At 65.7% G+C, this 20,850-nt stretch carries 17 protein-coding genes; 9 read left to right on the forward strand and 8 right to left on the reverse strand.

Annotation, left to right across the window (positions count from 1 at the left end; all coding sequences use genetic code 11):
* Positions 1-64 precede the first annotated feature (64 nt).
* Entirely contained in the window at positions 65-733 is a 669-nt protein-coding gene (locus tag HNO53_RS17160) for a hypothetical protein (protein ID WP_209473802.1), read from the forward strand.
* A gap of 9 nt (positions 734-742) precedes the next feature.
* Here the strand turns inward: HNO53_RS17160 and HNO53_RS17165 are convergent, their stop codons facing one another.
* The 3 genes from HNO53_RS17165 to HNO53_RS17175 all read right to left on the reverse strand — a co-directional run bounded on the left by HNO53_RS17165 (position 743) and on the right by HNO53_RS17175 (position 4,918).
* On the reverse strand, positions 743-1,333 hold the full coding sequence (locus HNO53_RS17165) for a peroxidase-related enzyme (protein WP_209473803.1): 591 nt from the start codon (positions 1,331-1,333) through the stop codon (positions 743-745).
* A 90-nt stretch (positions 1,334-1,423) separates the two neighbouring features.
* Complete coding sequence (locus HNO53_RS17170) at positions 1,424-3,274, reverse strand: sensor domain-containing diguanylate cyclase (RefSeq protein WP_209473804.1); 1,851 nt, start codon at positions 3,272-3,274, stop codon at positions 1,424-1,426.
* 144 nt (positions 3,275-3,418) lie between these two features.
* On the reverse strand, positions 3,419-4,918 hold the full coding sequence (locus HNO53_RS17175) for a CoA-acylating methylmalonate-semialdehyde dehydrogenase (protein WP_209473805.1): 1,500 nt from the start codon (positions 4,916-4,918) through the stop codon (positions 3,419-3,421).
* A 143-nt stretch (positions 4,919-5,061) separates the two neighbouring features.
* Between HNO53_RS17175 and HNO53_RS17180 the strand changes: the two genes are divergently transcribed.
* On the forward strand, positions 5,062-6,045 hold the full coding sequence (locus HNO53_RS17180; RefSeq protein ID WP_242597458.1) for a LysR family transcriptional regulator: 984 nt from the start codon (positions 5,062-5,064) through the stop codon (positions 6,043-6,045).
* Between the two features lie 33 nt (positions 6,046-6,078).
* On the opposite strand, the gene kynU is transcribed toward HNO53_RS17180, so the two are convergent.
* Both kynU and kynA read right to left on the reverse strand, forming a co-directional pair.
* Positions 6,079-7,326, reverse strand: coding sequence for a kynureninase (gene kynU, locus HNO53_RS17185; protein WP_209473806.1), 1,248 nt, complete (start codon positions 7,324-7,326; stop codon positions 6,079-6,081).
* Positions 7,323-8,195: a tryptophan 2,3-dioxygenase gene (gene kynA, locus HNO53_RS17190; RefSeq protein WP_209473807.1), complete on the reverse strand. Its 873-nt coding sequence runs from the start codon at positions 8,193-8,195 to the stop codon at positions 7,323-7,325. The genes kynU and kynA overlap by 4 nt, the downstream gene beginning before the upstream one ends.
* 110 nt (positions 8,196-8,305) lie before the next feature.
* On the opposite strand from kynA, the gene HNO53_RS17195 reads away from it, so the two are divergent.
* A complete protein-coding gene (locus HNO53_RS17195; RefSeq protein ID WP_209473808.1) occupies positions 8,306-9,208 on the forward strand; it encodes a LysR family transcriptional regulator in 903 nt (300 codons plus the stop codon).
* A gap of 3 nt (positions 9,209-9,211) precedes the next feature.
* On the opposite strand, the gene HNO53_RS17200 is transcribed toward HNO53_RS17195, so the two are convergent.
* Positions 9,212-10,690, reverse strand: a complete 1,479-nt coding sequence (locus HNO53_RS17200; protein ID WP_209473809.1) for a protein adenylyltransferase SelO — start codon at positions 10,688-10,690, stop codon at positions 9,212-9,214.
* Positions 10,691-10,779: 89 nt separating this feature from the next.
* Positions 10,780-11,463 carry a GntR family transcriptional regulator gene (locus HNO53_RS17205; protein WP_209473810.1) on the reverse strand — a complete coding sequence of 228 codons (684 nt, stop codon included), beginning with the start codon at positions 11,461-11,463 and terminating at the stop codon, positions 10,780-10,782.
* A 168-nt stretch (positions 11,464-11,631) separates the two neighbouring features.
* Between HNO53_RS17205 and dctP the strand changes: the two genes are divergently transcribed.
* The 6 genes from dctP (at position 11,632) to HNO53_RS17235 (ending at position 18,491) form a co-directional block, all read left to right on the forward strand.
* A complete protein-coding gene (gene dctP / locus HNO53_RS17210; RefSeq protein ID WP_209473811.1) occupies positions 11,632-12,627 on the forward strand; it encodes a TRAP transporter substrate-binding protein DctP in 996 nt (331 codons plus the stop codon).
* Positions 12,628-12,692: 65 nt separating this feature from the next.
* Positions 12,693-13,214: a TRAP transporter small permease subunit gene (locus tag HNO53_RS17215; RefSeq protein WP_209473812.1), complete on the forward strand. Its 522-nt coding sequence runs from the start codon at positions 12,693-12,695 to the stop codon at positions 13,212-13,214.
* Position 13,215: 1 nt separating this feature from the next.
* Entirely contained in the window at positions 13,216-14,550 is a 1,335-nt protein-coding gene (locus tag HNO53_RS17220; RefSeq protein ID WP_209473813.1) for a TRAP transporter large permease, read from the forward strand.
* Positions 14,551-14,563: 13 nt separating this feature from the next.
* Entirely contained in the window at positions 14,564-15,928 is a 1,365-nt protein-coding gene (locus tag HNO53_RS17225) for a malonyl-CoA decarboxylase (protein ID WP_209473814.1), read from the forward strand.
* Positions 15,925-17,442, forward strand: a complete 1,518-nt coding sequence (locus tag HNO53_RS17230; RefSeq protein WP_209473815.1) for a malonate--CoA ligase — start codon at positions 15,925-15,927, stop codon at positions 17,440-17,442. The genes HNO53_RS17225 and HNO53_RS17230 overlap by 4 nt, the downstream gene beginning before the upstream one ends.
* 125 nt (positions 17,443-17,567) lie before the next feature.
* Positions 17,568-18,491, forward strand: coding sequence for a siderophore-interacting protein (locus tag HNO53_RS17235; protein ID WP_209473816.1), 924 nt, complete (start codon positions 17,568-17,570; stop codon positions 18,489-18,491).
* 12 nt (positions 18,492-18,503) lie between these two features.
* On the opposite strand, the gene HNO53_RS17240 is transcribed toward HNO53_RS17235, so the two are convergent.
* Entirely contained in the window at positions 18,504-20,642 is a 2,139-nt protein-coding gene (locus HNO53_RS17240; RefSeq protein ID WP_209473817.1) for a methyl-accepting chemotaxis protein, read from the reverse strand.
* Positions 20,643-20,850 lie beyond the last annotated feature (208 nt).

A 20,850-nucleotide genomic window follows, 5' to 3' on the forward strand; every position in this document is an offset into this window, starting at 1 on the left:
TCGAGCCTCTGGAATGATATAACAACGAAAAAACCAGAACACTTCTCCCCCGCAGGGACCCACCATGTTTAGCGAAGCCAAGGAACACGCCCCCGGGCATCTTCATCAGATCTTTGCCGACCCCTACTCCGCCTTCGACAATCTTTCCGTCGAGCGGCAGTTGCACCTGAGGGTCGCCTTGCAGGCACTGGTCGGCGAGCCGCTGGCCAACGGCCGCCTGACGCTGCGAGTCATTCATGGCTGGGAAAACGGCGGCTTCGAGCCCGCCGATCTGGCCCATGGCGACTACCGTATCGCCTCGCTCGACGATCTGGCGCGAATCAGCAGCGACCATCAGCAGGCCATCGATCATGCCGCCCCGCTGCCGCGCGACGATGCCTCGCTGCTCGCCGAGCCACTGGCCGACGCCATCGCCGCCGCCGAGGCCAAGGGGCAGGTTCTCGACGAAGAGATGCGCAGCATTCCCGCCCGCTGGCCAGCCTTCGACCAGGGCCTAACGCTCTACACCTTCTTCAAGGTCTACCATCGCCTGACCTACGGCGAGGACGACACCTACCGCTCGATCCAGTGCCGGACGCCGGAAGGCCTTCGCGAGATCCATGAATTCCATCTCGAAGAGGGCGAGTTCGCCGTGGTCCGCCCCAGCCAGGATGCCCCCGGCAACAGCGTGATGGTATTGCACGTCAGTCAGCTGGAACCGGTGCGGCGGCTGATGGAAGCCTGCAGCGCCTGACCTGACGAGTTACTTGTTCTCTCGCGGCACCCTACCCATCAGGTAGAACTCCGGATTGGGCGGGGTACCGGTGAGGGTGACCAGGCGGTTGGAGAGGCCGAAGAAGGCGACGATGGCACCGATGTCCCAGATGTCGTCGTGGGTGAAGCCAACCTCGGTGAGACGGGCCTGCCATTCGTCGGTGAGCTCGCCCACGTCCAGGCCGCAGTGCAGGGCAAAGTCGAGCATTACCCGGTGGCGCTCGCTGATCGGCGCAGTGCGGTGGTTGATCGCCACCTGGTCGGCCAGCAGCGGATCCTTGCCGTAGATGCGCACCAGCGCGCCGTGGGCCACCACGCAGTAGAGGCAGCGGTTGCGCGCGCTGGTAGCCACCACGATCATCTCTTTCTCCGCCTTGGTGAGCGTGTCGGATTCACGCTCCATCAGCGCATCGTGGTAGGCGAAAAAGGCACGGAACTCGTCCGGGCGATGGGCCAGCATCAGGAACACGTTGGGTACGAAACCGGCCTTCTCCTGCACGGCGAGAATGGCCTCCCGAATATCCTCGGGTAGGTCATTGATCGACTCGGGGACGGGAAAGCGGCTGAGCGGTGCAGTCATGGCAAAACCTCTGGCGTCTTTGCGGTAACGACAGTTAACGTCAACGTAAAGATGATGTCCATGCGACATACGCGCATCCCGCAAGCAAATTCACTCCCAAGCCCCGGCCAGCGACCGGGTCACCACCCGGTTGCGGCTACGCTCCTTGGCTTCGTACATGGCCTGGTCCGCCTGGCGATATAGGGCTATGGCAGAGGGCACCTGTCGGCAGTCGCTGCAGCACACCAGGCCGAAGGAACCGGTCACCACGCCATGGCGCGACGTTTCGTGGGGAATCCGAAGCTGCTCCAGGGCCTGACGGAAGCGCTCCAGGGCGTGCTGGCCCGCCTCCAGGGAGTCGGCCTCGAGCAGGATACCGAACTCCTCTCCCCCGAGGCGGAACAACCGGTCGCCGGCGCGCCGGAAGTGATCGAGTAGCAGCGTCGCCACCTGCATCAGCACCTCATCCCCGGCCTGATGGCCATGGGTATCGTTGAACAGCTTGAAGTCGTCGATATCCATCACCGCGAACAGCAGCGGCTGACCGCTGCGTCGACGCTCCTGCAGCTTCTCCTCGACCAGCTCATGGAACTGTCGGCGATTCAACAGGCCGGTCAGCGGATCCGTGCGCGCCAGCGCCATGAGCCGCCTGTTGGCTCTCTCCAGTTCGCGCGTGCGCTGCTCTACCACGACTTCCAGTCGTTCATTGAGGGAGCGCTGCAGCTCGAGTGTGGCACGCTCGGCGGCGAGCTTCTCGTTCTTGAACTGATTGATCTTCCAGGCCAACCCCAGCGAGAGCAGCAGGAACTCGATACCCGAGCCGACCTGGACGGCGTACTCGGTCACGAGGTTGTACGGCAGTACGCCCGCGACCCGCAGGAAGTACAGCGCGACGCCAACCAGCAGCACCCCCCACGCCACCAGATAGATCCTGGCCAGGGTGTCGCGCTGCCAGCTGCGCCAGACCGCCACGCCGAGCAGCAGGCCGGAGAGTACGATGGCGGCAGGAATCATCAGACGAAATACCGGCGCGTAATGGCCGAGCAGCGCAGGCAGCGAGCTCAACAGGCACAGCCCAGCGACGCCGAAAATCGCGCGAGTCACCCCCGGCGCATGTCGACGCAGATTGAGGAAACTGTTGCTGAAGACGGCGAGCGTAACGGCGAAGACACCGATGTTGATCGGCACCAACTGGTTGTTGAACTGAGGCAACGCCGGCCACCAGTGCTCGAAGGCAAAGCCACGCGCCGTAAACATCAGAACGAAGAACGATCCGAGATAGGTCACGTAGAGCAACAGCGAGCGCTCCCGGGTCGCTACGTAGAGCAGCAGGTTGTAGATCAACAGCGCCAGCAGCGCACCGAAGTAGAGGCTGAAGGCCATCAGCTCGCGCTGGGCCTTGGCCAGGAAACCCGCATCGCTCATAAGCGAGAGGGGTGTGGCATCGTAAAGCCCGTCATGAGTGTCCAGCCGCAGGAAAATCTCTCGCGACGCACCGGCTGGCATATGGATGGGTAGCACGAAGGTGCGGTGGGCAACCGGGCGAGAATCGAAGCGGCGTCGGTCTCCGGTCTGCCAGCGGTCGACCGTATCACCCTGCTCGTCTACCACATAGGCATCGAGATAGTCGTGCAGCGGCATGGCCAGCTCCAGCAAGCGGCGCACTGGGGAACTGGCGTTATTTTCGAAGCGCAGCCGCAGCCACCACGCCGAGTCGGAGAAGCTGAAGTTGAGGGTCTCCTGTCGCGAAGGCTGCCACGCCAGGGCGCACCCCTCGCCCACAAGCTGCTCGATATCGAGCTCTCGCTCGGCATCCTCGAGCAACTGGACATGCGGCCCCAGGTTCAGCTCCCCTGTCAGGGTGCCGACCTCGATAGCGGCCTGTGCATTGAGCGAGACGAGCCACAACGAGGCCAGCAGCCAGTGGAGCACCCCGACCACTGAGAAAGGAAGATGAGGCATGCAGCAGGTTACCCAGTCATGGTGGTGCCAGTGTCTGGTCTAGATACCACGCTTGTTGACGGCTTGCTGCAAAAAAAACTTAGCCGCTGTAAACGCAGGCGCCCTCGCCGAAGAGGGCGAGGGCGCCTGCTTACCTGAGCCAGCTTAGCTCAGCGATATCGTGCTGTTGATACCGCTGGAAACGTTCTCGGGCTCGAACCAGCGCGCGGTGACGGTCTTGGTCTGGGTCCAGAAGGCGATCGCCTGCTTGCCGTTGGGGCCCAGATCGCCCAGTTTGGAGCCGCGCGAGCCGGTGAAGCTGAAGTAGGCCACAGGCACCGGGATCGGCACGTTGATGCCGACCTGGCCCACGTCGATGTCGGTCTCGAAGCGGCGCGCCACCCAGCCGGAGTTGGTGAAGATCGAGGTGCCGTTGCCGTTGGGGTTGGCATTGACGAAGGCGATCGCCTCATCGAGCGTATCGACGCTGACCACGCACAGCACCGGGCCGAAGATCTCCTCGCGGTAGATGGTCATTTCAGGCGTGACATCGGCGAACACGGTGGGGCCGACGAAGTTGCCGTCCGGGTAGCCCTCCACCTGGTAGCCACGGCCGTCGACCAGCAAGCGGGCGCCCTCTTTCTCGCCGGCATCGATCAGCCGCACCACGCGGTCGCGGGCGGCCTTCGAGACCAGCGGGCCGAGGTCGGCGTCGCGCTGGGTACCCGGGCCTACCTTCATGTTGCGCGCCCCCTCGACGATGTCGTCGAGCCAAGCCTGGGCCTCGCCCACCAGCACCACCACCGAGTTGGCCATGCAGCGCTGACCGGCGGCACCGAAGGCAGAGCCCAGCAGGTTGTTGATCGCCTGGCTGCGGTTGGCATCGGGCATCACCACACAGTGGTTCTTGGCCCCCATCATCGCCTGCATGCGCTTGCCGGCTGCGGCGGCACGATTGTAGAGCAACGAGCCCACGTGGCTGGAACCGATGAACGACAGCGCCTTGATGTCGGGATGATCGGCGATCTGGTTGGCGACATCCGGGCCGCCGTGCACCACGTTGAGCACACCGGCGGGAACGCCGGCCTCATGCGCCAGCTCGACCAGGCGCATGGTGGAACTCGGGTCCTGCTCGGAAGGCTTGAGCACGAAGGTGTTGCCGGTGGCGATGGCCAGCGGGAACATGAAACAGGGCAGCATGATCGGGAAATTGAAGGCGGTGATGCCGGCGCCCACGCCCAGCGGCTGGTTGAGGGTATAGACGTCCACCTCATTGGCGGCGTTCTCGGCCAGCTCGCCGAGCTGCAGCGAATTGATCGAGCAGGCATGCTCCACCACCTCCAGGCCGCGACCCACCTCGCCGGCGGCATCGGGCAGGGTCTTGCCGTGCTCCTCGGTGATCAGCGCGGCGAGTTCGTCGGTATGTTCGCGAATCAGCGCCTGCAGCTTGAGCATGATGCGCTGACGCTTGGCCAGTGGCGTCTTGCGCCACTCCTTGAACGCGGCCTTGGCGCTGGCCACGGCGCGGTCGACTTCCTCGGCGCTGCAGAACGGCACCCGCGCCACCACTTCCTGGGTGGCGGGATTGATCACGTCGCGCCACTCCTGGCTCTGGGACGGCACGTGCTGGCCGTCGATGAACATCGAGATCTCACGAACGGACATGGCGATGTGCTCCTCTCTCGTGGTTGTAATCGTTATTCGGATTAGACTTTCTGTGTAGAAATACACGAAACAAGTTAGCTTCGAGTCTATATATCCGTAAGCAGGCGTGACAACGCGTACTTCTTCACATGCTTTGTGCAAGAATGCACAAACAGATCATTCTCGGCCACTCACCTGAGACACACCCCATGCTCGACTGGCAGGACATCCAGATCTTTCTCGAGGTTGCCCGCAGCCAGCGGCTGACGGACGCCGCCCGCCGCCTGGGGCTCGACCACTCCACGCTGTCGCGTCGTACCCGCCGCTTCGAACAGAAACTCAATACCCAGCTCTTCGAGCGTAGCACCCACGGCTATCACCTGACCGAAGCCGGCCAGCAGCTGCTGGCTCACGCCGAGGAGATGGCGCGCCACGCCTTCGAGGCCGGCGAGAGTCTGGCCGACAAGAATCGTCAGCTCAGCGGCCAGATCCGCCTGGGCGTGACCGAGGGCTTCGGTACCTGGGTCATCGCCCCGCTGCTCTCTACCTTTTGCGAACGCCACCCCGGCATTACCCTGGACCTGCTTGCCCTGCCTCGGGTGGTCAACCTGAGCCGCCACGAGGCCGATCTCGCCATCACCGTGGAGCGCCCCGCGAGCCAGGGGCTAGTCATCTCGCGGCTGTGCGACTACCGGCTACGGCTATACGGGAGCCAGGGCTACTTGCAGAGTTATGGCCGTCCTGCGCGAGTTGCAGAACTGAGCAAGCACCGCCTGATCGGCTACGTCGACGACCTGATCTTCAGCGAGCAGCTCAGTTACCTCGACCCGCTGCTCGACCCGGCGGTGGTCGGCACGGCGCCACACTTTTCGATACGCAGCACCAGCGTGACGACCCAGCACGCCGCCGCGCTGCAGGGCGCCGGGCTCGCCGTGCTGCCCTGCTTCATGGCCGAAACCGGCGACAGGCTCGAGAGCGTGCTGAATGACGAGGTGGAGATCGTGCGCCAGTTCTGGATCACCGCGCGCCAGGAGCAGCGACGCCTGGCACGAGTGAGGCTGCTGTGGGACTTCCTGCGCGAGGCGCTGGAAGTCAACCGGGGCTTGTTGATGGGTGAGGCGCGGGAGCTGGTGCTGCCCAGCGTCTAGACTCAACTACCCAGCCACCACGCCCAGCCGCACTCACGTCACCGCCCCGCGCTGCTGGAAGCGCGGGGCCAGGTACTCGCCTTCGCTCAGCACTTCACGCAGATGCTGCGCCGCCTGCCAGACGTCCTCATGACTCAGGTAGAGCGGCGCGAAACCGAAGCGCATCAGCCCCGGCTCACGGTAGTCGCCGATCACGCCCCGCGCGATCAGCGCCTGGACGATGGAATAGCCGTGCGATGGCGCCAACAGTCCCACCTGGCTGCCGCGCTGCGCCTCGTCCGGCGTGATGTCGCTGATGCCGTGCTCATCCAGACAGTCGGCCAGCGACTCGCGGAACAGCGCGATCAAGCGCTGACTCTTGCGCCGCAGCTGGGTGAGGTCCACCTCCTGCCACAGGGTCAATGACACTTCCAGCGCCGCGAAGGCCAGCGGCGAATGGGTGCCGGTACGGAACTGCGAGATGCCCGGCGCGGGGGCATAGTCGGCTTCGAAGGCGAATGGCGCCGCGTGCCCCAGCCAGCCCGAGAGCGGCTGCCAGCCCCGGGCCTGGCAGTCGCGTCTCACGTAGAGAAAGGCCGGCGCGCCGGGGCCGCCGTTGAGGTACTTGTAGGTGCAGCCCACCGCGTAGCGCACCCCGCAGGCGGCGAGGTCCACCGGCAAAGCACCGGCCGAGTGGGCCAGGTCCCAGATCACCTCGGCGCCGCTGGCATGAACCTGTCGGGTGATAGCCGCCATGTCGCGCAAGCGCCCGGTGCGATAGTGCACATGGCTAAGCACCACCACAGCCACGCGCTCGTCGAGGTACGCCTCCAGCGCTTCCCCTTCCGGCACGACCCGGTGCTCGAAGCCACCGAAGCGACAGAAGCCTTGGGCGATGTAGCCGTCAGTGGGAAAGTTGCCCCCTTCACTGAGAATCACCGGACGCGTCCGGCCCTGCCCTTCGGTGATATAGCCCATTAGCTTGAACAAGTTATGAGTGATGGTGTCGGTCACCAGCACTTCACCCGGCTCGGCCCCGAGCAGCGGCGCCAGCCGGTCGCCGAGCCGCTCCGGTGCATCGAACCAGCCTTGGTTCCAGCCCTGGATCAGCAAGTCGCGCCACTGCACCATCAACCCCTCGACCGCTTCCACTGCAGCGCTCGGCTGGGCCCCCAGCGAGTTGCCGTCGAGGTAGATCGTGCCCTTCGGCAGGGCGAAGCGGGTCTTGAATGAGGCCAGCGGGTCCTGGCGGTCCAGCTCGCGGATGCCGTCGAGATCCAGAGGACGCTGGAGCAGGCTCATGAGGCGCCCTCCTCGAGGGTGGTTCGCACCGACCACAGTTCGGGAAAGAACTGCAGGTCCAGCGCCTTGGCGAGATACGAGGCCCCACCGGTGCCACCGGTGCCGGGCTTCTGTCCGATGATGCGCTCCACCGTCTTGAGGTGGCTGAAGCGCCACTGCTGGAAGTGATACTCGGTATCGACGAGCTTCTCGGCCAGCTCGTAGAGTTCCCAATGACGCCCGATATCGCGATAGATGTCTGCCCAGGTCTGCTCCACCTCGGTGCTGGGCCGGTAGGGTTCCGACCAGTCGCGTTCGATCACCGACTCGGGAAGATCGAAGCCCCGCCGCGCCAGCAGCTGTAAGGTGATGTCGTAGAGGCTGGGCGCGTGCAGCACTTCGCGGAGCCGCTGATAGTGCGCTGGATGCCGACGATGCACTTCGACCATCGCTGCATTCTTGTTGCCGAGCAGGAACTCCAGTTCGCGATACTGGAAGGACTGGAAGCCCGAGCTCTGGCCCAGGCTGTCGCGAAAGCGCGCGTAGTCGGCAGGCGTCATGGTCACCAGCACCTCCCAGGCGTTGATCATCTGCGCCTGGATCCTCGCCACCCGGGTGAGCATCTTGAACGCCGGGCGTAACCGGTCGGCGGCGATATGTGCGGCGGCGGCATGTGCCTCGTGCAGGCACTGCTTGAGCCACAGCTCCGAAACCTGGTGAATGACGATGAACAGCATCTCGTCATGTTCTTCGGTGCCCGGCCGCTGCGCCGACAGCAGCGGCCCCAGTTGCAGGTATTCGCCGTAGCTCATCGGCTGGTCCCAGTGGACGCCCTCCTGCGAGAGATCCAGCGCACCGCTGCGCGGCGTCTCGCCTTCGTGCCTGGCCATGGCAGCTCTCCTGTCTTGTCGAGCCTACGAGTTGTTCCTACAAACAGTTTACGAGGAGCCTTAAGGCATTTAAATTGATTTAAATACGCTTTTATATGAAATAAATTAATATGACGACACGCCTCAGTACCCGCCAGATGCAGATGATGGTGGCCATCGCTGATGCCGGCAGCGTGTCGGATGCTGCCGTTCAACTCGGCCTGACCCAGTCGGCTCTGAGCCATCGGCTCAAGGAGGCGGAGCGTCTGTTGGGCGTGGAGCTGTTCGCCCGCCGGCAACGCCTGCTGATTCCCACTCAGGCGGGCAAGCGGCTGTTGCACGCCGCCCGCGGCGTACTGGCAGAGTTGGAACGGGCCGAGCAGGACATTCAGCGCCTCGCGGTGGGCGTCGAGGAGGTCGTGCGGGTGGGCGTCGAGGCGTGCGGCGGCTATCACTGGCTGCCCGAGGGGCTGTCGACCTTGGCCGAGCGTCACTCAAAGGTCGGTGTGGAGATCGTGCCGGATGTGTCCCTGGAGCCCTGCCGCGCACTGCGCCGCGGCCACGTGGATCTGGCCCTGGTCGCCGCCAGCCATCCCCCCGTCGGCTTCGAAACGGTTTTGCTACGACGTGATGAACTGCGCCTGGCCACCCCTCATGACCATCCCCTTGCCCAGCGTGACTGGGTCGACGCCGAGGACGTGGCCAGCGAACCCTACATCGCCTACCACACCACTCCGGAGAAGGGCCGCGAGTACGAGCAGCTGTTCAGCCCTGCCGGCGTACTCCCGGCCAAAGTCATCAGTGCCGGGGTGACCGACGCCGTGCTGTCGCTGGTACGCGGCGGCCTGGGCGTGAGCATTCTACCGGCCTGGACGCTCTTGCCGTACCTGGCGCAGGGCGACCTCTCTTCGGTTGCGCTGACCGATCGAGGGCTCTACCTCAATTGGTACCTGGTCATGCGACAGGGCGAAGCCGAGGGCTCGGCTACCAGGCGGCTAGCCCATACGCTGCGTGACCGCCTCGGCAAAAGCTGACGCTCAAGTCCCGCAGAAGGTTCGGAAGACGCGTTCGGTGGGCTCGGCCGGCAGGGTGTACTCCACGCGCTCGGGCTGGTCGTCGTAGGGCCGGGTGACGATTTCGAGCAGCGTCTCGAAGGGACCGAAGTCGTTCTCGTCCATGGCCGCGGTCAACGCTTGCTGCACGCGGTGGTTGCGCGGAATGAAGGCCGGGTTGGTCAGGCGCATCCGACGTGTTCGCTCACCTTCAGGCAGCGGCTCCTGGGCAAGCCGCTGGCGCCACTCCTCGAACCAGCCGGAGATCTCCTCGGGGCGCTCGAACAAGGCCACCAGCGATGCCTCGGCCTTGTCGCTCTCGGCCGCTTCGGCCAGGCGGCGAAAGGTCAGGGTGAAGTCGGCGCGGCCGCGATGCATGGCCGCCAGCAGCGCCTCGATCAGCGCCTTGTCGCCTGGCTGCGCCTGCTGCAGGCCGAGCTTGGCGCGCATCATCTCGAGCCATTCGGATTCGTGTTGCTCGGGGTAGCGCTGCAGCAGCTCGGTGGCGCGCTCCACTGCACGGTCGCTATCGTCGTCGATCAGCGGCAGCAGGGTCTCGGCCAACCGCGCCAGGTTCCACTGGGCGATCCACGGCTGGTTGGCATAGGCGTAGCGCCCACCCTCGTCGATCGAGCTGAACACCATCTGCGGCTCGTACTGTTCCATGAAGGCGCAAGGCCCGAAGTCGATGGTTTCGCCCGAGATCGAGGTGTTGTCGGTGTTCATCACACCGTGGATGAAGCCGACACCCATCCACTTGGCGATCAGAGCCGCCTGGCGCGCCTGCACCGCCTCCAGCAATCCCAGGTAGCGCTCGCCACCCTCCCGTTTCGTGAGTTCCGGGTAGTGGCGCTCGATGGCGTGATCGGCCAGTTCGCGCACGCCCTCGACGTCGCCGCGGGCGGCGAAGTACTGGAAAGTACCAACGCGGATATGGCTGGCTGCCACGCGGGTCAGAATGGCTCCCGGCTCGGGTATGCCACGCACCACCCGTTCACCGGTTGTCACCGCGGCAAGCGCACGGGTAGTGGGAATGCCCAGGGCGTGCATTGCCTCGCTGACCAGGTATTCGCGCAGCACCGGGCCCAGCGGTGCACGGCCGTCGCCGCCACGGGAGAATGGCGTACGCCCCGCACCCTTGAGCTGAATGTCGCGCAGCCGGCCGTCGCGGTCGGTCACCTCGCCGAGCAATACGGCACGGCCGTCGCCCAACTGCGGTACGAAGCCGCCGAACTGGTGCCCGGCATAGGCCTGGGCCAGCGGCTCGGCGCCACGCGGCACCACATTGCCGGAGAACCACACCGCCGCCTCCTCGGCATCGAAGGCGGCAAGGTCGAAGCCGAGCGCCTCGGCCAGTGGCCGGTTGAAGGCAATCAGGTGCGGCTCGCGCACGGGTACCGGTTCGAAGTGCGCGTAGAAGCGCTCCGGCAGGCGGGCATAGCGAAGGGTGAAAGGGGGAAACATGACGACTCCACTAACGTTCCTGCCCGTCACTTTAGGCGCGCAGAGAACGAAAATCGAGCGCACCGCCTCCTTGCAAGCCGCTTTGCCGCCTAGCCGGTGGCGGAAACGGGGTTCTCGAAGGCGCGGATACTGGCGACGAAGTCGCTGAAGCGCTCGCCCTGGATCAGCACGTGGTCGCGCAGGGCATGCTCCGCCGCGGCCGGATCGCCGGCCTCGATGGCCGCCACCACGTCGCGGTGCTCGCGCAGCGAGCTGTGCATGCGCTGGCGCACCTGTAGCTGCAAACGCCGGTACGGCTTGAGCCGCTGCTTGAGCTGGCGCGCCTCGCCAAGCAGGAAGGTGTTGTGGCTGGCGCGATAGATGCAGTCGTGGAAGGCTTCGTTCTCATAGTAGTACTCGTCGGTATCGCCGGCTTGGGCGGCGGCCTCACAGCGCTCAAGTGCGCCGCGCAGCTCGGCCAGTTCCGCGTCGTTGATGCGCCTGGCCGCCAGGCGACCACACATCCCCTCCAGCTCGGCCATGACCTCGAACATCTCGATCAACTGGTCGATACCCACCTTGGCCACGAAGGTGCCCTTCTTCGGCGTGACCGTGACCAGTCCGCTGGCGACGAGCTGCTGGATCGCCTCGCGCACCGGGGTTCGCGAGACATTGAACTCACGGCCCAGCGCTTCGGGATCGAGCCGCTCGCCGGGCGCCAGGCGGCCATTGATGATGGCGTTCTCCAGCGAATCGCGCAGGCGCTGTGCACTCGAGCGCTTGGGGCTGGCCATGGTCACCCTCCTTATTCTTCCCGGCGTCCCTCGAACGAACGCAACGTCTTTTTACTGTAACGGATTTGACATGAGTATACGCAAGCGCTATTGAAGTATACATCAGCCTCGCTGATAAACATCACAGAACAAAACCTACCACACAAGAACAACCCGTGGAGACGCCAAATGCAACGCCACATCCTCACTCCCCTCGCCTTGGGGCTGGCCCTCGCCTTCAGCGGCGCCGCCTCTGCCGAAACCGTGCTTCGCGCCTCGCACCAGTTCCCCGGCGGTCAGGGCGACGTGCGCGACGAGATGGTCCAACTGATGGCCGACAAGGTCGCCGAGGCCGACGTCGACCTGAAGATCGAGGTCTACCCGGGCCAGTCGCTGTTCAAGGCCCGCGAGCAGTGGGCGGCCCTGTCGCGCGGTCGCCTCGACATCACCGCGCTGCCGCTCGACTACGCCAGCGGCCGCCACCCGGAGTTTTCCGCCACCCTGATGCCCGGCCTGGTGCGCAACCACGAACACGCCCAGCGCCTCAACGACTCCGAATTCATGGGCATGATCAAGGAGGTCATTCGCGAAGGCGGCGCCCGTGTGCTGGCAGACGCCTGGCTGGCAGGCGGCTTCGCCTCCACCGAGAACTGCATCACCTCGCCGGAGAGCGTCGACGGCCAGACCTTCCGCGCCGCCGGCCCCGCCTTCGAGCAGATGCTGGAAACCGCCGGTGCATCGATCGCCTCGATGCCATCCTCCGAGATTTACACCGCGCTGCAGACCGGCGTGTTGGATGCCGCCAATACCTCGTCGATGTCGTTCGTCTCCTATCGCATCTACGAGCAGGTAGAGTGCCTGACCGAGCCCGGCGAGCATGCCCTGTGGTTCATGTACGAGCCGATCCTGATCTCCGAGCAGGTCTGGCAGGAGCTCAACGAGGAGCAGCAGCAGGCGCTGACGGAGGCCGCCCAGGCCGCCGAGGAGTTCTTCGCCGCCGAGGCCGCCGGCCTGGACCAGCAGATGGTCGATGTCTTCCGCGAGAACGGCGTCGAGGTGGTCAGCATGAGCGAGGAGGACTACAACGCCTGGCTGGAGATCGCCAAGCAGAGTTCCTACCAGAACTTCGCCGAGAACGTCCCCAACGGACAGGCCCTCATCGACGCCGCGCTGGCCGTCGAGTGACGCCGATCTGCTCAGCCATCGGCACCGGCCCCCGTGGCCGGTGCCCCTGACTCCGGGAGGACGACATGGCCATGGCCAACACCTCACCCCTCGCCAGGCGAATGCCCCTCGTAGCCGGATACGTGCGCTGGATGGATCGCCTGTCCCGCTCCGCCGCCTACCTCGCCGCCGTCATGTTCATCGCCGGCGTGGCGGCGATCTGCCATATGGTCTTCGTGCGCTACGTACTGGGCATGAGCACCAGTTGGCAGACCGAGTTCACCATCTTCTCCGTCACCGGCGCCATGCTGATGGGAAGCCCCTACGTGCTGATGACCGGCGGCCACGTCGCCATTACCCTGCTGCCCGACATGGTGGGCGGCATCGGCCAGCGCATCATGCAGTGGATCGCCTCGCTGTTCGGCCTGGCCTTCTGCGCGGCACTGACCTACGGCAGTTGGGTCTATGGTGCCGAAGCCTGGCACGGTCAGTGGACCACCGGCACGGTATGGAACCCGCCGCTGTGGCCGGCGCTGGTTCCCGTGGCCCTGGGGTCGACCCTGCTGACGCTGCAGTACGTGGCCGAAATGCTGCGCGGAGGGGAGTGACATGGATCCGATCACGCTGGGCATCATCGTTGCCCTGGGCCTCATGGCCCTGATGGCCATCGGCACTCCCATCGCCTTCGCCCTGGGCGGCGTCTCCCTGCTCGCCCTGCTCTACGACCGCGGCCTGCCCGAGCTGACCTACTTCGGCGAGACCTTCTTCGAGCGCATCGCCGAGTTCGGCTTCGTCGCCATTCCGATGTTCATCCTGATGGGCGCCGCGGTAGCCTCCTCGCCCACCGGACGCGACCTCTACCGCTCGCTCGACCTGTGGATGGGGCGCCTGCCCGCCGGGCTGGCGGTATCCAACATCGGTGCCTGCTCGATCTTCGCCGCGCTTTCCGGTTCCTCGCCGGCCACCTGTGCCGCCATTGGCAAGATGGGCATTCCCGAGATGCGCACCCGCGGCTATCCCGACGGCGTGGCGGCGGGCTGCATCGCCGCCGGCGGTACCTTGGGGATCCTGATTCCGCCGTCGGTGACCATGATCATCTACGGCATCGCCAGCGAGACATCGATCGGCCGGCTGTTCATCGCCGGGGTGGTGCCGGGCTTCATGCTCGCCGGGCTGTTCATGATCTGGACCGTGATCGCCTGCAAGCTGGCCGGCGGCTATGCCAACCCGCTGGCCCAGGCCGCCGGGCAGATGAAGGAGACGGTCAAGGCCAACGTCGAGACCAACATGCGCGCGCTGATCCGCGTGCTGCCCTTCCTCGCCGTGGTGGTAGGCATCCTGTTCGCCCTCTACGGCGGCGTGGCCACGCCCTCCGAGGCCGCCGGCGTGGGCGCCTTCCTGTGCCTGGCCCTGGCCATCGTCATCTACCGCATGTGGCAGTTGGGTCCGATCAAGCTGATCATGCGCGATTCGCTTCGCGAGAGCGTGATGATCATGCTGGTGATCGCCTGCGCCGAGGTGTTCGCCTATGCCCTCTCCTCGCTGTTCATCACCCAGACCGTGGCGGGCGCCATCGCCGACCTGGAGGTCAACCGCTGGGTGCTGATGGGCGTGATCAACCTGTTCCTGCTGGTGGCCGGCTTCTTCCTGCCACCGGTGGCGGTGATCGTGATGACCGCGCCGATCCTGCTGCCGATCATCCTCGCTGCCGACTTCGATCCCTACTGGTTCGCCGTGGTCCTGACCATCAACCTGGAGATCGGCCTGATCACGCCTCCGGTGGGACTCAACCTGTTCATCATCAAGGGGATCGCACCGGATATCTCGCTGCGCGACATCCTCATGGGCAGCCTGCCCTACGCGCTGTGCATGGTGCTGGCCATCGTCCTGCTGTGCTTCTTCCCGGGGATTGCCCTGTGGCTACCCAACCTGATCATGGGCTGACGGAGCAAGACGCATGAACATGTCATTCCTGCAAGAGCTGTTCAACAGCATCACCCAGCGCGATGCGCGGTTATGGCGTCGGCAGGGCGGGCTCACCGCACCCGACCACGCTCAGTTGCTCGACGCCTGCCGGGGGCTGCTGGAGAGCGACGGCGAGGCCTCGAGCATCAGCCTGGCCAGCCGTGCGCTGGCCATGTACCAACAGCTGAGCGAAGACGAACGCACCCGCTTCTTCGAGGGCCTGGCCCGCGATTTCGCCGCCGACCCGGCACGCATCGACGCGGCCTACGAGACCTATCGCGAGCAGCGCGACAACCCCAGCCTGCACGCCCTGTTCGAGGCCTGCGAACCGCGCCGCCAGGAGCTTTTCCGGCGCCTCAACCTGGCCAGCGAGGGTACTCATGCGCTGGTGCGCATGCGCGAGGGACTGCTTGAGCGGCTGCGCGAGCAGCCGGCGTTCAAGCCCATCGACGCAGACTTCGCCCACCTGTTCGGCTCGTGGTTCAATCGCGGCTTCCTGGTGCTCAAGCGCATCGACTGGAACACCCCGGCCTCGATCCTGGAGAAGATCATTCGCTACGAGGCGGTACACGAGATCCGCGACTGGGACGACCTGCGCCGCCGCCTCGACGCCCGCGACCGTCGCTGCTTTGCCTTCTTCCATCCGGCCATCGGCGACGAACCGCTGATCTTCGTCGAGGTGGCGCTGTGCAAGGGTCTGCCCGACCGCATCCAGCCCATCCTCTCGGGCGAGAGCGCCGGGCAACGCGACATCGACGACCCCGAGGCCGCCGACAGTGCCGCCTTCTTCGGCATCAGCAACTGCCAGACCGGCCTGCGCGGCATCTCCTTCGGCAACTTCCTGATCAAGCAGGTAGTGCAGGAGCTCAAGCTGGAACTGCCCCAGCTCAAGCACTTCGTCACGCTCTCGCCGGTGCCGGGCTTCGCCCACTGGCTCGCCGAACGGCGCGACGACGAGGCGCTGCCCGGCGAGCTGCGCCAGGTACTGCACGAACTCGACGCTCCCGACTGGCACCTCGACCCGGCCCAGAGCGAGCGCCTCAGGGCGGTCATCAAGCCCTTGGCCGCCCGCTACCTGGTCGAGGAGAAGAACGCCCGCGGCCTGCCGCTCAATCCGGTGGCCCGTTTCCATCTCGGCAACGGCGCCGAGCTGCATCGCATCAACTGGCTCGGCGACACTTCCCCCAAGGGGGTGAAGCAGGCGGCCGGGCTGATGGTCAACTACCTCTACGTACTCGATGACATCGAGCGAAATCACGAGAACTACACGGCCAACGCCACGGTGGTCTGTTCCAGCGAGGTCCGCGATCTCAACCGCCGCGCTCGCAAAATGGCCAAGGGAGAGCTTGCCAAATGAGTCACAACCTCTTCGACACCTTCGCCGCCCGCATGCGCGACCGCGGCGACGCCGATTTCATCACCACTCGCGAAGGCCGTCGCTACTCCTATCGCGATGCCCTGGGCGCCAGCGCCCGCCTGGCCGGTGCCCTGACCGAGCTGGGCGTGACCCCGGGCGACCGGGTCGCCGTGCAGGTCGACAAGAGCCCCGAGGCGATCCTGCTCTATCTGGCCTGCCTGCGCATGGGTGGCGTCTACCTGCCGCTCAATACCGGCTATACCGCCGACGAGATTCGCTACTTCCTCTCCGACGCCGAGCCGGCGCTGTTCGTCTGCCGCCCCGCCGCCCTCGATGAGGCCCGCACGGTGGCCGGCGAGAGCGGCTGCCCGGCGGTGGAAACGCTCGGCACCGATGCCGATGGCAGCCTGATGGACCTGGCGCAGCGCACCGCCCCCTTCGACGCCATCGAGCCGCGCGCCAGCGACGACCTGGCCGCGATTCTCTATACCTCGGGCACCACCGGGCGCTCCAAGGGCGCCATGCTGACCCACCGCAACCTGGGCTCCAACGCCGCCACTCTGAAGGAAGCCTGGCGTTTCAGCGCCGAGGACCGCCTGATCCACGCGCTGCCGATCTTCCATACCCACGGCCTGTTCGTCGGCTGCAACGTCACCCTGATGGCCGGCTCGAGCATGCTGTTCCTGCCCAAGTTCGATGCCGACGTGATCTTCGAGGAGATGGCGCACGGCACGGTGCTGATGGGCGTGCCGACCTTCTACACCCGCCTGGTCGCCGACGAGCGCCTCTCCCCGGAAGCGACCGCCAACATGCGCCTGTTCGTGTCCGGCTCCGCCCCGCTCACCGCCGAGACCCACCAGGCGTTCCAGGCCAAGACCGGCCACGCCATCCTCGAGCGCTACGGCATGACCGAGACCAACATGAACCTCTCCAACCCCTACGACGGTGAGCGTCGTGCCGGCACTGTGGGCATGCCGCTGCCCGGAGTGGAGTACCGCATCACCGATCGCGAAAGTCACGTGCCGGTGCCCCAGGGCGAGATCGGCATGCTCGAAATCCGCGGCCCCAACGTCTTCATCGGCTACTGGCGCATGCCCGAGAAGACCCGCGAGGAACTTCTCGACGACGGCTTCTTCGTCACCGGCGACCTGGCCATGATCGACGATCAGGGCTACGTGCACATCGTCGGGCGCGACAAGGACCTGGTGATCTCGGGCGGCTACAACGTCTACCCCAAGGAGGTCGAACAGGTGATCGACGAGCTCGAGGGCGTGGTGGAGTCCGCGGTTATCGGCGTGCCGCACCCGGACTTCGGCGAGGGCGTGACCGCCGTGGTGGTACCGCAGCCGGGCGCCGAACTTGTGGAGCGGCAGGTGCTCGATCATCTCGAGGGGCGACTGGCGAAGTACAAGCAGCCCAAGCGGGTATTCTTCACCGACACCCTGCCACGCAACACCATGGGCAAGGTGCAGAAGAACGAGCTGCGCAAGCGCTACGAGGACATCTATCGCTGATCGGTGGCGGCCGCCTGACGGTCATCAGGCGGCCGCGTTTCGCGCTCCGCTCGGCGGCGCAATAATATTGAGAATGATTATCGAGAATGCTAGCCTGCTGCCATCTCACGCGGAGTCCCGGCACCATGGCCAAGCAGAGCTACCAAGTCTTCGACATCACCCTTTCCCGCCGCACCCAGGTCAGCCCCTCGCTGGCCAGGCTCACCTTCACCGGCCCCGATGTGGCGCGCATGGCCACTCACGCGCCGGACCAGCGCATCAAACTGTTCTTCCCCACCGCATGCGGCAGCCTCGATGCCCTGTTCGACTGCGTCGAGGGCGAGCCCGACGACTGGTACGCCGCCTATCGCGCCATGCCGGACGACCTGCGCCCGCCGATGCGCACCTACACCATTCGCGCCCTGCGGGCCGAGCGCTGCGAGGTCGACGTCGAGTTCGTGCTGCACGGCGACGAAGGCCCCGCCTCGCGCTGGGCCATGCGCGCCCAGCCGGGTGACCGCCTGGCCATGACCGCTCCGGTCAGCGAGGTGGAAAACCTCGGCGTGGGCTACGAGTGGAAGCCGCCGCGTGGCGTGAAGCGCATTCTCGTCGTGGCCGACGAGACCGCACTGCCCGCGGCGGCCGGGATTCTCGAGGAGCTGGCTGCACGTGCCGACCAACCGCGGGTGGACGCATTGATCGAGGTCCCCCTGGGTGGAGATGCCCAGACACTCCCCTCGCAGGCCAAGGTGCGCTGGCTACCTCGTGACACGAGGCCCGGCTGTGCCCATGGCGAGCAATTGCTGCGCGCGGTGCGCGATATCGACCTGCGCGCCGAGATCGCCAGCCTGGGCGGCACGCCCGACAGCGCCGACTCCCACGAAGCACCCGACGACGGCCTGCTCTGGGAAGCCGCAGCGACCGACGACGACGCCCCCTTCTACGCCTGGATCGCCGCCGAGAGCAAGGTGGCACTGGGCATCCGCCGCTACCTGGTCAACGAGTGCGGGCTGCCCAAGCGCTACGTCAGCAGCATGGGCTACTGGCGCGAGGGCAAGGTGCTGGGTTGACTTGGCGACCGATCAATAGGCGCTCGCTTCGGTCCGCGGGGCAGGCAAGGCGGCGGGCGTCCATAGCGGAGCGCGGGCATTCGTATCGGCCAGGGTGAAGGCGCCCACCACCTCGGCCAGGCGCAACGACTGCTCCTCGAGGCGCTCGGCAGCGGCACTGGACTCTTCCACCAGGGCGGCATTCTCCTGGGTCATGCGATCCAGCTCGGCGACCGCCACATTGACCTGGCCGATGCCGTCGCTCTGCTCGCCGGTGGCCGCGGTGATCTGCTGGAGTACGTCGCTTACCCGGGAAACGCTGGTAACGATCTCGTTCATGGTCGCGCCGGCCTGGCTGACCAAGTCGGAGCCGCTGCGTACCTTGGATCCCGAAGCGTCGATCAGGGCCTTTACCTCGCGCGCGGCGGCCGCCGAGCGGCTGGCCAACTGGCGCACCTCACCGGCCACCACGGCGAAGCCGCGCCCCTGCTCGCCGGCCCGGGCCGCCTCGACCGAAGCGTTCAGCGCCAGCAGGTTGGTCTGGAAGGCGATACCGTCCATCACCGTGACGATCTCGGCGATCTGGCGCGAGGCGTCGGTGATCTCGTCCATGGTGGTCACCACCCGGGACACCACCTCACCGCCACGTGCCGCCACCTCTGAAGCAGACTGAGAAAGCGCATTGGCCTCGCGCGCCGACTCGGCGGTGTGCTCCACGGTACTGGTGATCTCCTCCATCGAGGCAGAGGTCTGCTGCAGGCTGGCGGCGGCAGTATCGGTGCGTCGCGACAGATCCTGGCCGCCGCTGGCGATCTCGGTGGCAGCGACACGTACCGCCTCACTACTCACCCGCACCTCGAGCAGCACGTCGTGAATCTTGTCGGCAAAGGCATTGAACTGCGTGGCCAGCTCGGCGCTCTCGTCGCGCCCCTTGATCGGCAAGCGCTGGGTCAGGTCACCATCGCCGGAGGCGATCTCGCGCATGCGTCCGGCCAGCTCGCGCAGCGGTCTGGCAATGCTGCCACCGACCAGCCAGATCGCCACCAGACCGAGGCCGGCAACGATCAGCCCGACCACCACCATGCCCAGCAGATGCTGGTTGCGCTGGTCCTCCAGGGTACGCTGCAGGGCGCCGAGCTCGGCCAGCACCACCTCCCGCGGCAGGCGTATGAGCAGCACCCAGGGCGCTTGCGCTTCGGCCTCGCTGACGGAGAACGGCCAGTAGAGTTCGAGCATGCCATCGGCATCCTCGACCTTGCGCATTTCGCCGCGCTGCTGGGTCTCGAGGATACGCTGGTGGACGGCATCGCCCAGCACCTCTCCGGCCGCGCCCCCCAGGGCTTCAGCATCGGCGGTATAGGCCGCCACGCTGCCCAGCGAGGCGATCAGCGCCATCTCGCCGGCGCCGTCATAGAGCCCCTGGTTGGCCTGGGTAAGGAATTCCTGGGTGAAGTCCACCGACAGGTCGACGCCGGCGATGCCGCGGAACTGGCCCTGCGCCAGGATCGGCACGTTGAAGGAGGTGACCATGCACATGACACCCGCGTAGTCGTAGGCCGCCGGGTCGATGACGCAGGGCGCCAGGGTATCGCGTGGGCAGAGATAGTAGTCGCCACGCCGCATGCCGTTACCCAGCGGCGCCTCGCTCTCCATGTTGTCCTCGTTGAGCAACCCGAGACGCATGCTGCCATCGGACTCGCGGACCCACCAGGGCCGGAAGCGCCCGCTACCCTCGCCGAACCCGGTCTCGGTATACCTGGCATCGGTACCGAAGGCATTGGGCTCCCAGCCGATATAGGCGTCCAGCAATTGGGCATTCTCGGCCACCGTATGACGCACCAGCCGGGAGAGCTCTTCACGCCTCAGGCGAAGCTGAGGACGGCCGTCATCCCCGGGGATGGCCATCAGGGCATTGGTGTGGGCCAATTGGCTGGCCAGGGTCAGGGCCCGATCCAGTTCATTGCGAATGCGTTCGGCCTGGGCATTGGCCAGCGAGGCCAGCCGCTCGTCGATGCTGCTCTCGAGCAGTGACTGGGTGTGCTCGGCCACCACCTCCTGGGTACTCGATGCGGACACCAATGAATAACTGACCAGCGCAGTGGCCACGGCGAGAAGACAGGCACCGGCCAGGGCGACGACGAGCAGTCGAAGGGAGCGGAATCGGGAGCGCATGAGGGGGGACTCGTTCTTTTTGTACGAATGATGAACCAAGGGCTGACCATAGTGCTTTCATGCGAGTAAAAACGTAGTCAAAACGACTGAGAGCTTGGTATTCGCGCCACTATCGGCAGCCGCTTGCGTTAGTGCCGTCCGCTCATCGACGCAAAACCAGGACACCTTGCGCCAGGCGAGCTAGCCTCTGGAAACCGTATGCAACGGT

Source organism: Billgrantia antri (genome assembly GCF_017868935.1).
In the GTDB taxonomy this organism is placed as follows: Bacteria; Pseudomonadota; Gammaproteobacteria; order Pseudomonadales; family Halomonadaceae; genus Halomonas; species Halomonas antri.

Bases quoted from the DNA above. Each gene is read 5' to 3' on its own strand.
- HNO53_RS17175 (WP_209473805.1), bottom strand. From the start codon at position 4,918: ATGTCCGTTCGTGAGATCTCGATGTTCATCGACGGCCAGCACGTGCCG.
- HNO53_RS17240 (WP_209473817.1), bottom strand. From the start codon at position 20,642: ATGCGCTCCCGATTCCGCTCCCTTCGACTGCTCGTCGTCGCCCTGGCC.
- HNO53_RS17195 (WP_209473808.1), top strand. From the start codon at position 8,306: ATGACGACACGCCTCAGTACCCGCCAGATGCAGATGATGGTGGCCATC.
- HNO53_RS17230 (WP_209473815.1), top strand. From the start codon at position 15,925: ATGAGTCACAACCTCTTCGACACCTTCGCCGCCCGCATGCGCGACCGC.
- HNO53_RS17160 (WP_209473802.1), top strand. From the start codon at position 65: ATGTTTAGCGAAGCCAAGGAACACGCCCCCGGGCATCTTCATCAGATC.
- HNO53_RS17220 (WP_209473813.1), top strand. From the start codon at position 13,216: ATGGATCCGATCACGCTGGGCATCATCGTTGCCCTGGGCCTCATGGCC.
- dctP (WP_209473811.1), top strand. From the start codon at position 11,632: ATGCAACGCCACATCCTCACTCCCCTCGCCTTGGGGCTGGCCCTCGCC.
- HNO53_RS17215 (WP_209473812.1), top strand. From the start codon at position 12,693: ATGGCCATGGCCAACACCTCACCCCTCGCCAGGCGAATGCCCCTCGTA.
- kynA (WP_209473807.1), bottom strand. From the start codon at position 8,195: ATGGCCAGGCACGAAGGCGAGACGCCGCGCAGCGGTGCGCTGGATCTC.
- HNO53_RS17225 (WP_209473814.1), top strand. From the start codon at position 14,564: ATGAACATGTCATTCCTGCAAGAGCTGTTCAACAGCATCACCCAGCGC.
- kynU (WP_209473806.1), bottom strand. From the start codon at position 7,326: ATGAGCCTGCTCCAGCGTCCTCTGGATCTCGACGGCATCCGCGAGCTG.
- HNO53_RS17170 (WP_209473804.1), bottom strand. From the start codon at position 3,274: ATGCCTCATCTTCCTTTCTCAGTGGTCGGGGTGCTCCACTGGCTGCTG.
- HNO53_RS17205 (WP_209473810.1), bottom strand. From the start codon at position 11,463: ATGGCCAGCCCCAAGCGCTCGAGTGCACAGCGCCTGCGCGATTCGCTG.
- HNO53_RS17165 (WP_209473803.1), bottom strand. From the start codon at position 1,333: ATGACTGCACCGCTCAGCCGCTTTCCCGTCCCCGAGTCGATCAATGAC.
- HNO53_RS17180 (WP_242597458.1), top strand. From the start codon at position 5,062: ATGCACAAACAGATCATTCTCGGCCACTCACCTGAGACACACCCCATG.
- HNO53_RS17235 (WP_209473816.1), top strand. From the start codon at position 17,568: ATGGCCAAGCAGAGCTACCAAGTCTTCGACATCACCCTTTCCCGCCGC.
- HNO53_RS17200 (WP_209473809.1), bottom strand. From the start codon at position 10,690: ATGTTTCCCCCTTTCACCCTTCGCTATGCCCGCCTGCCGGAGCGCTTC.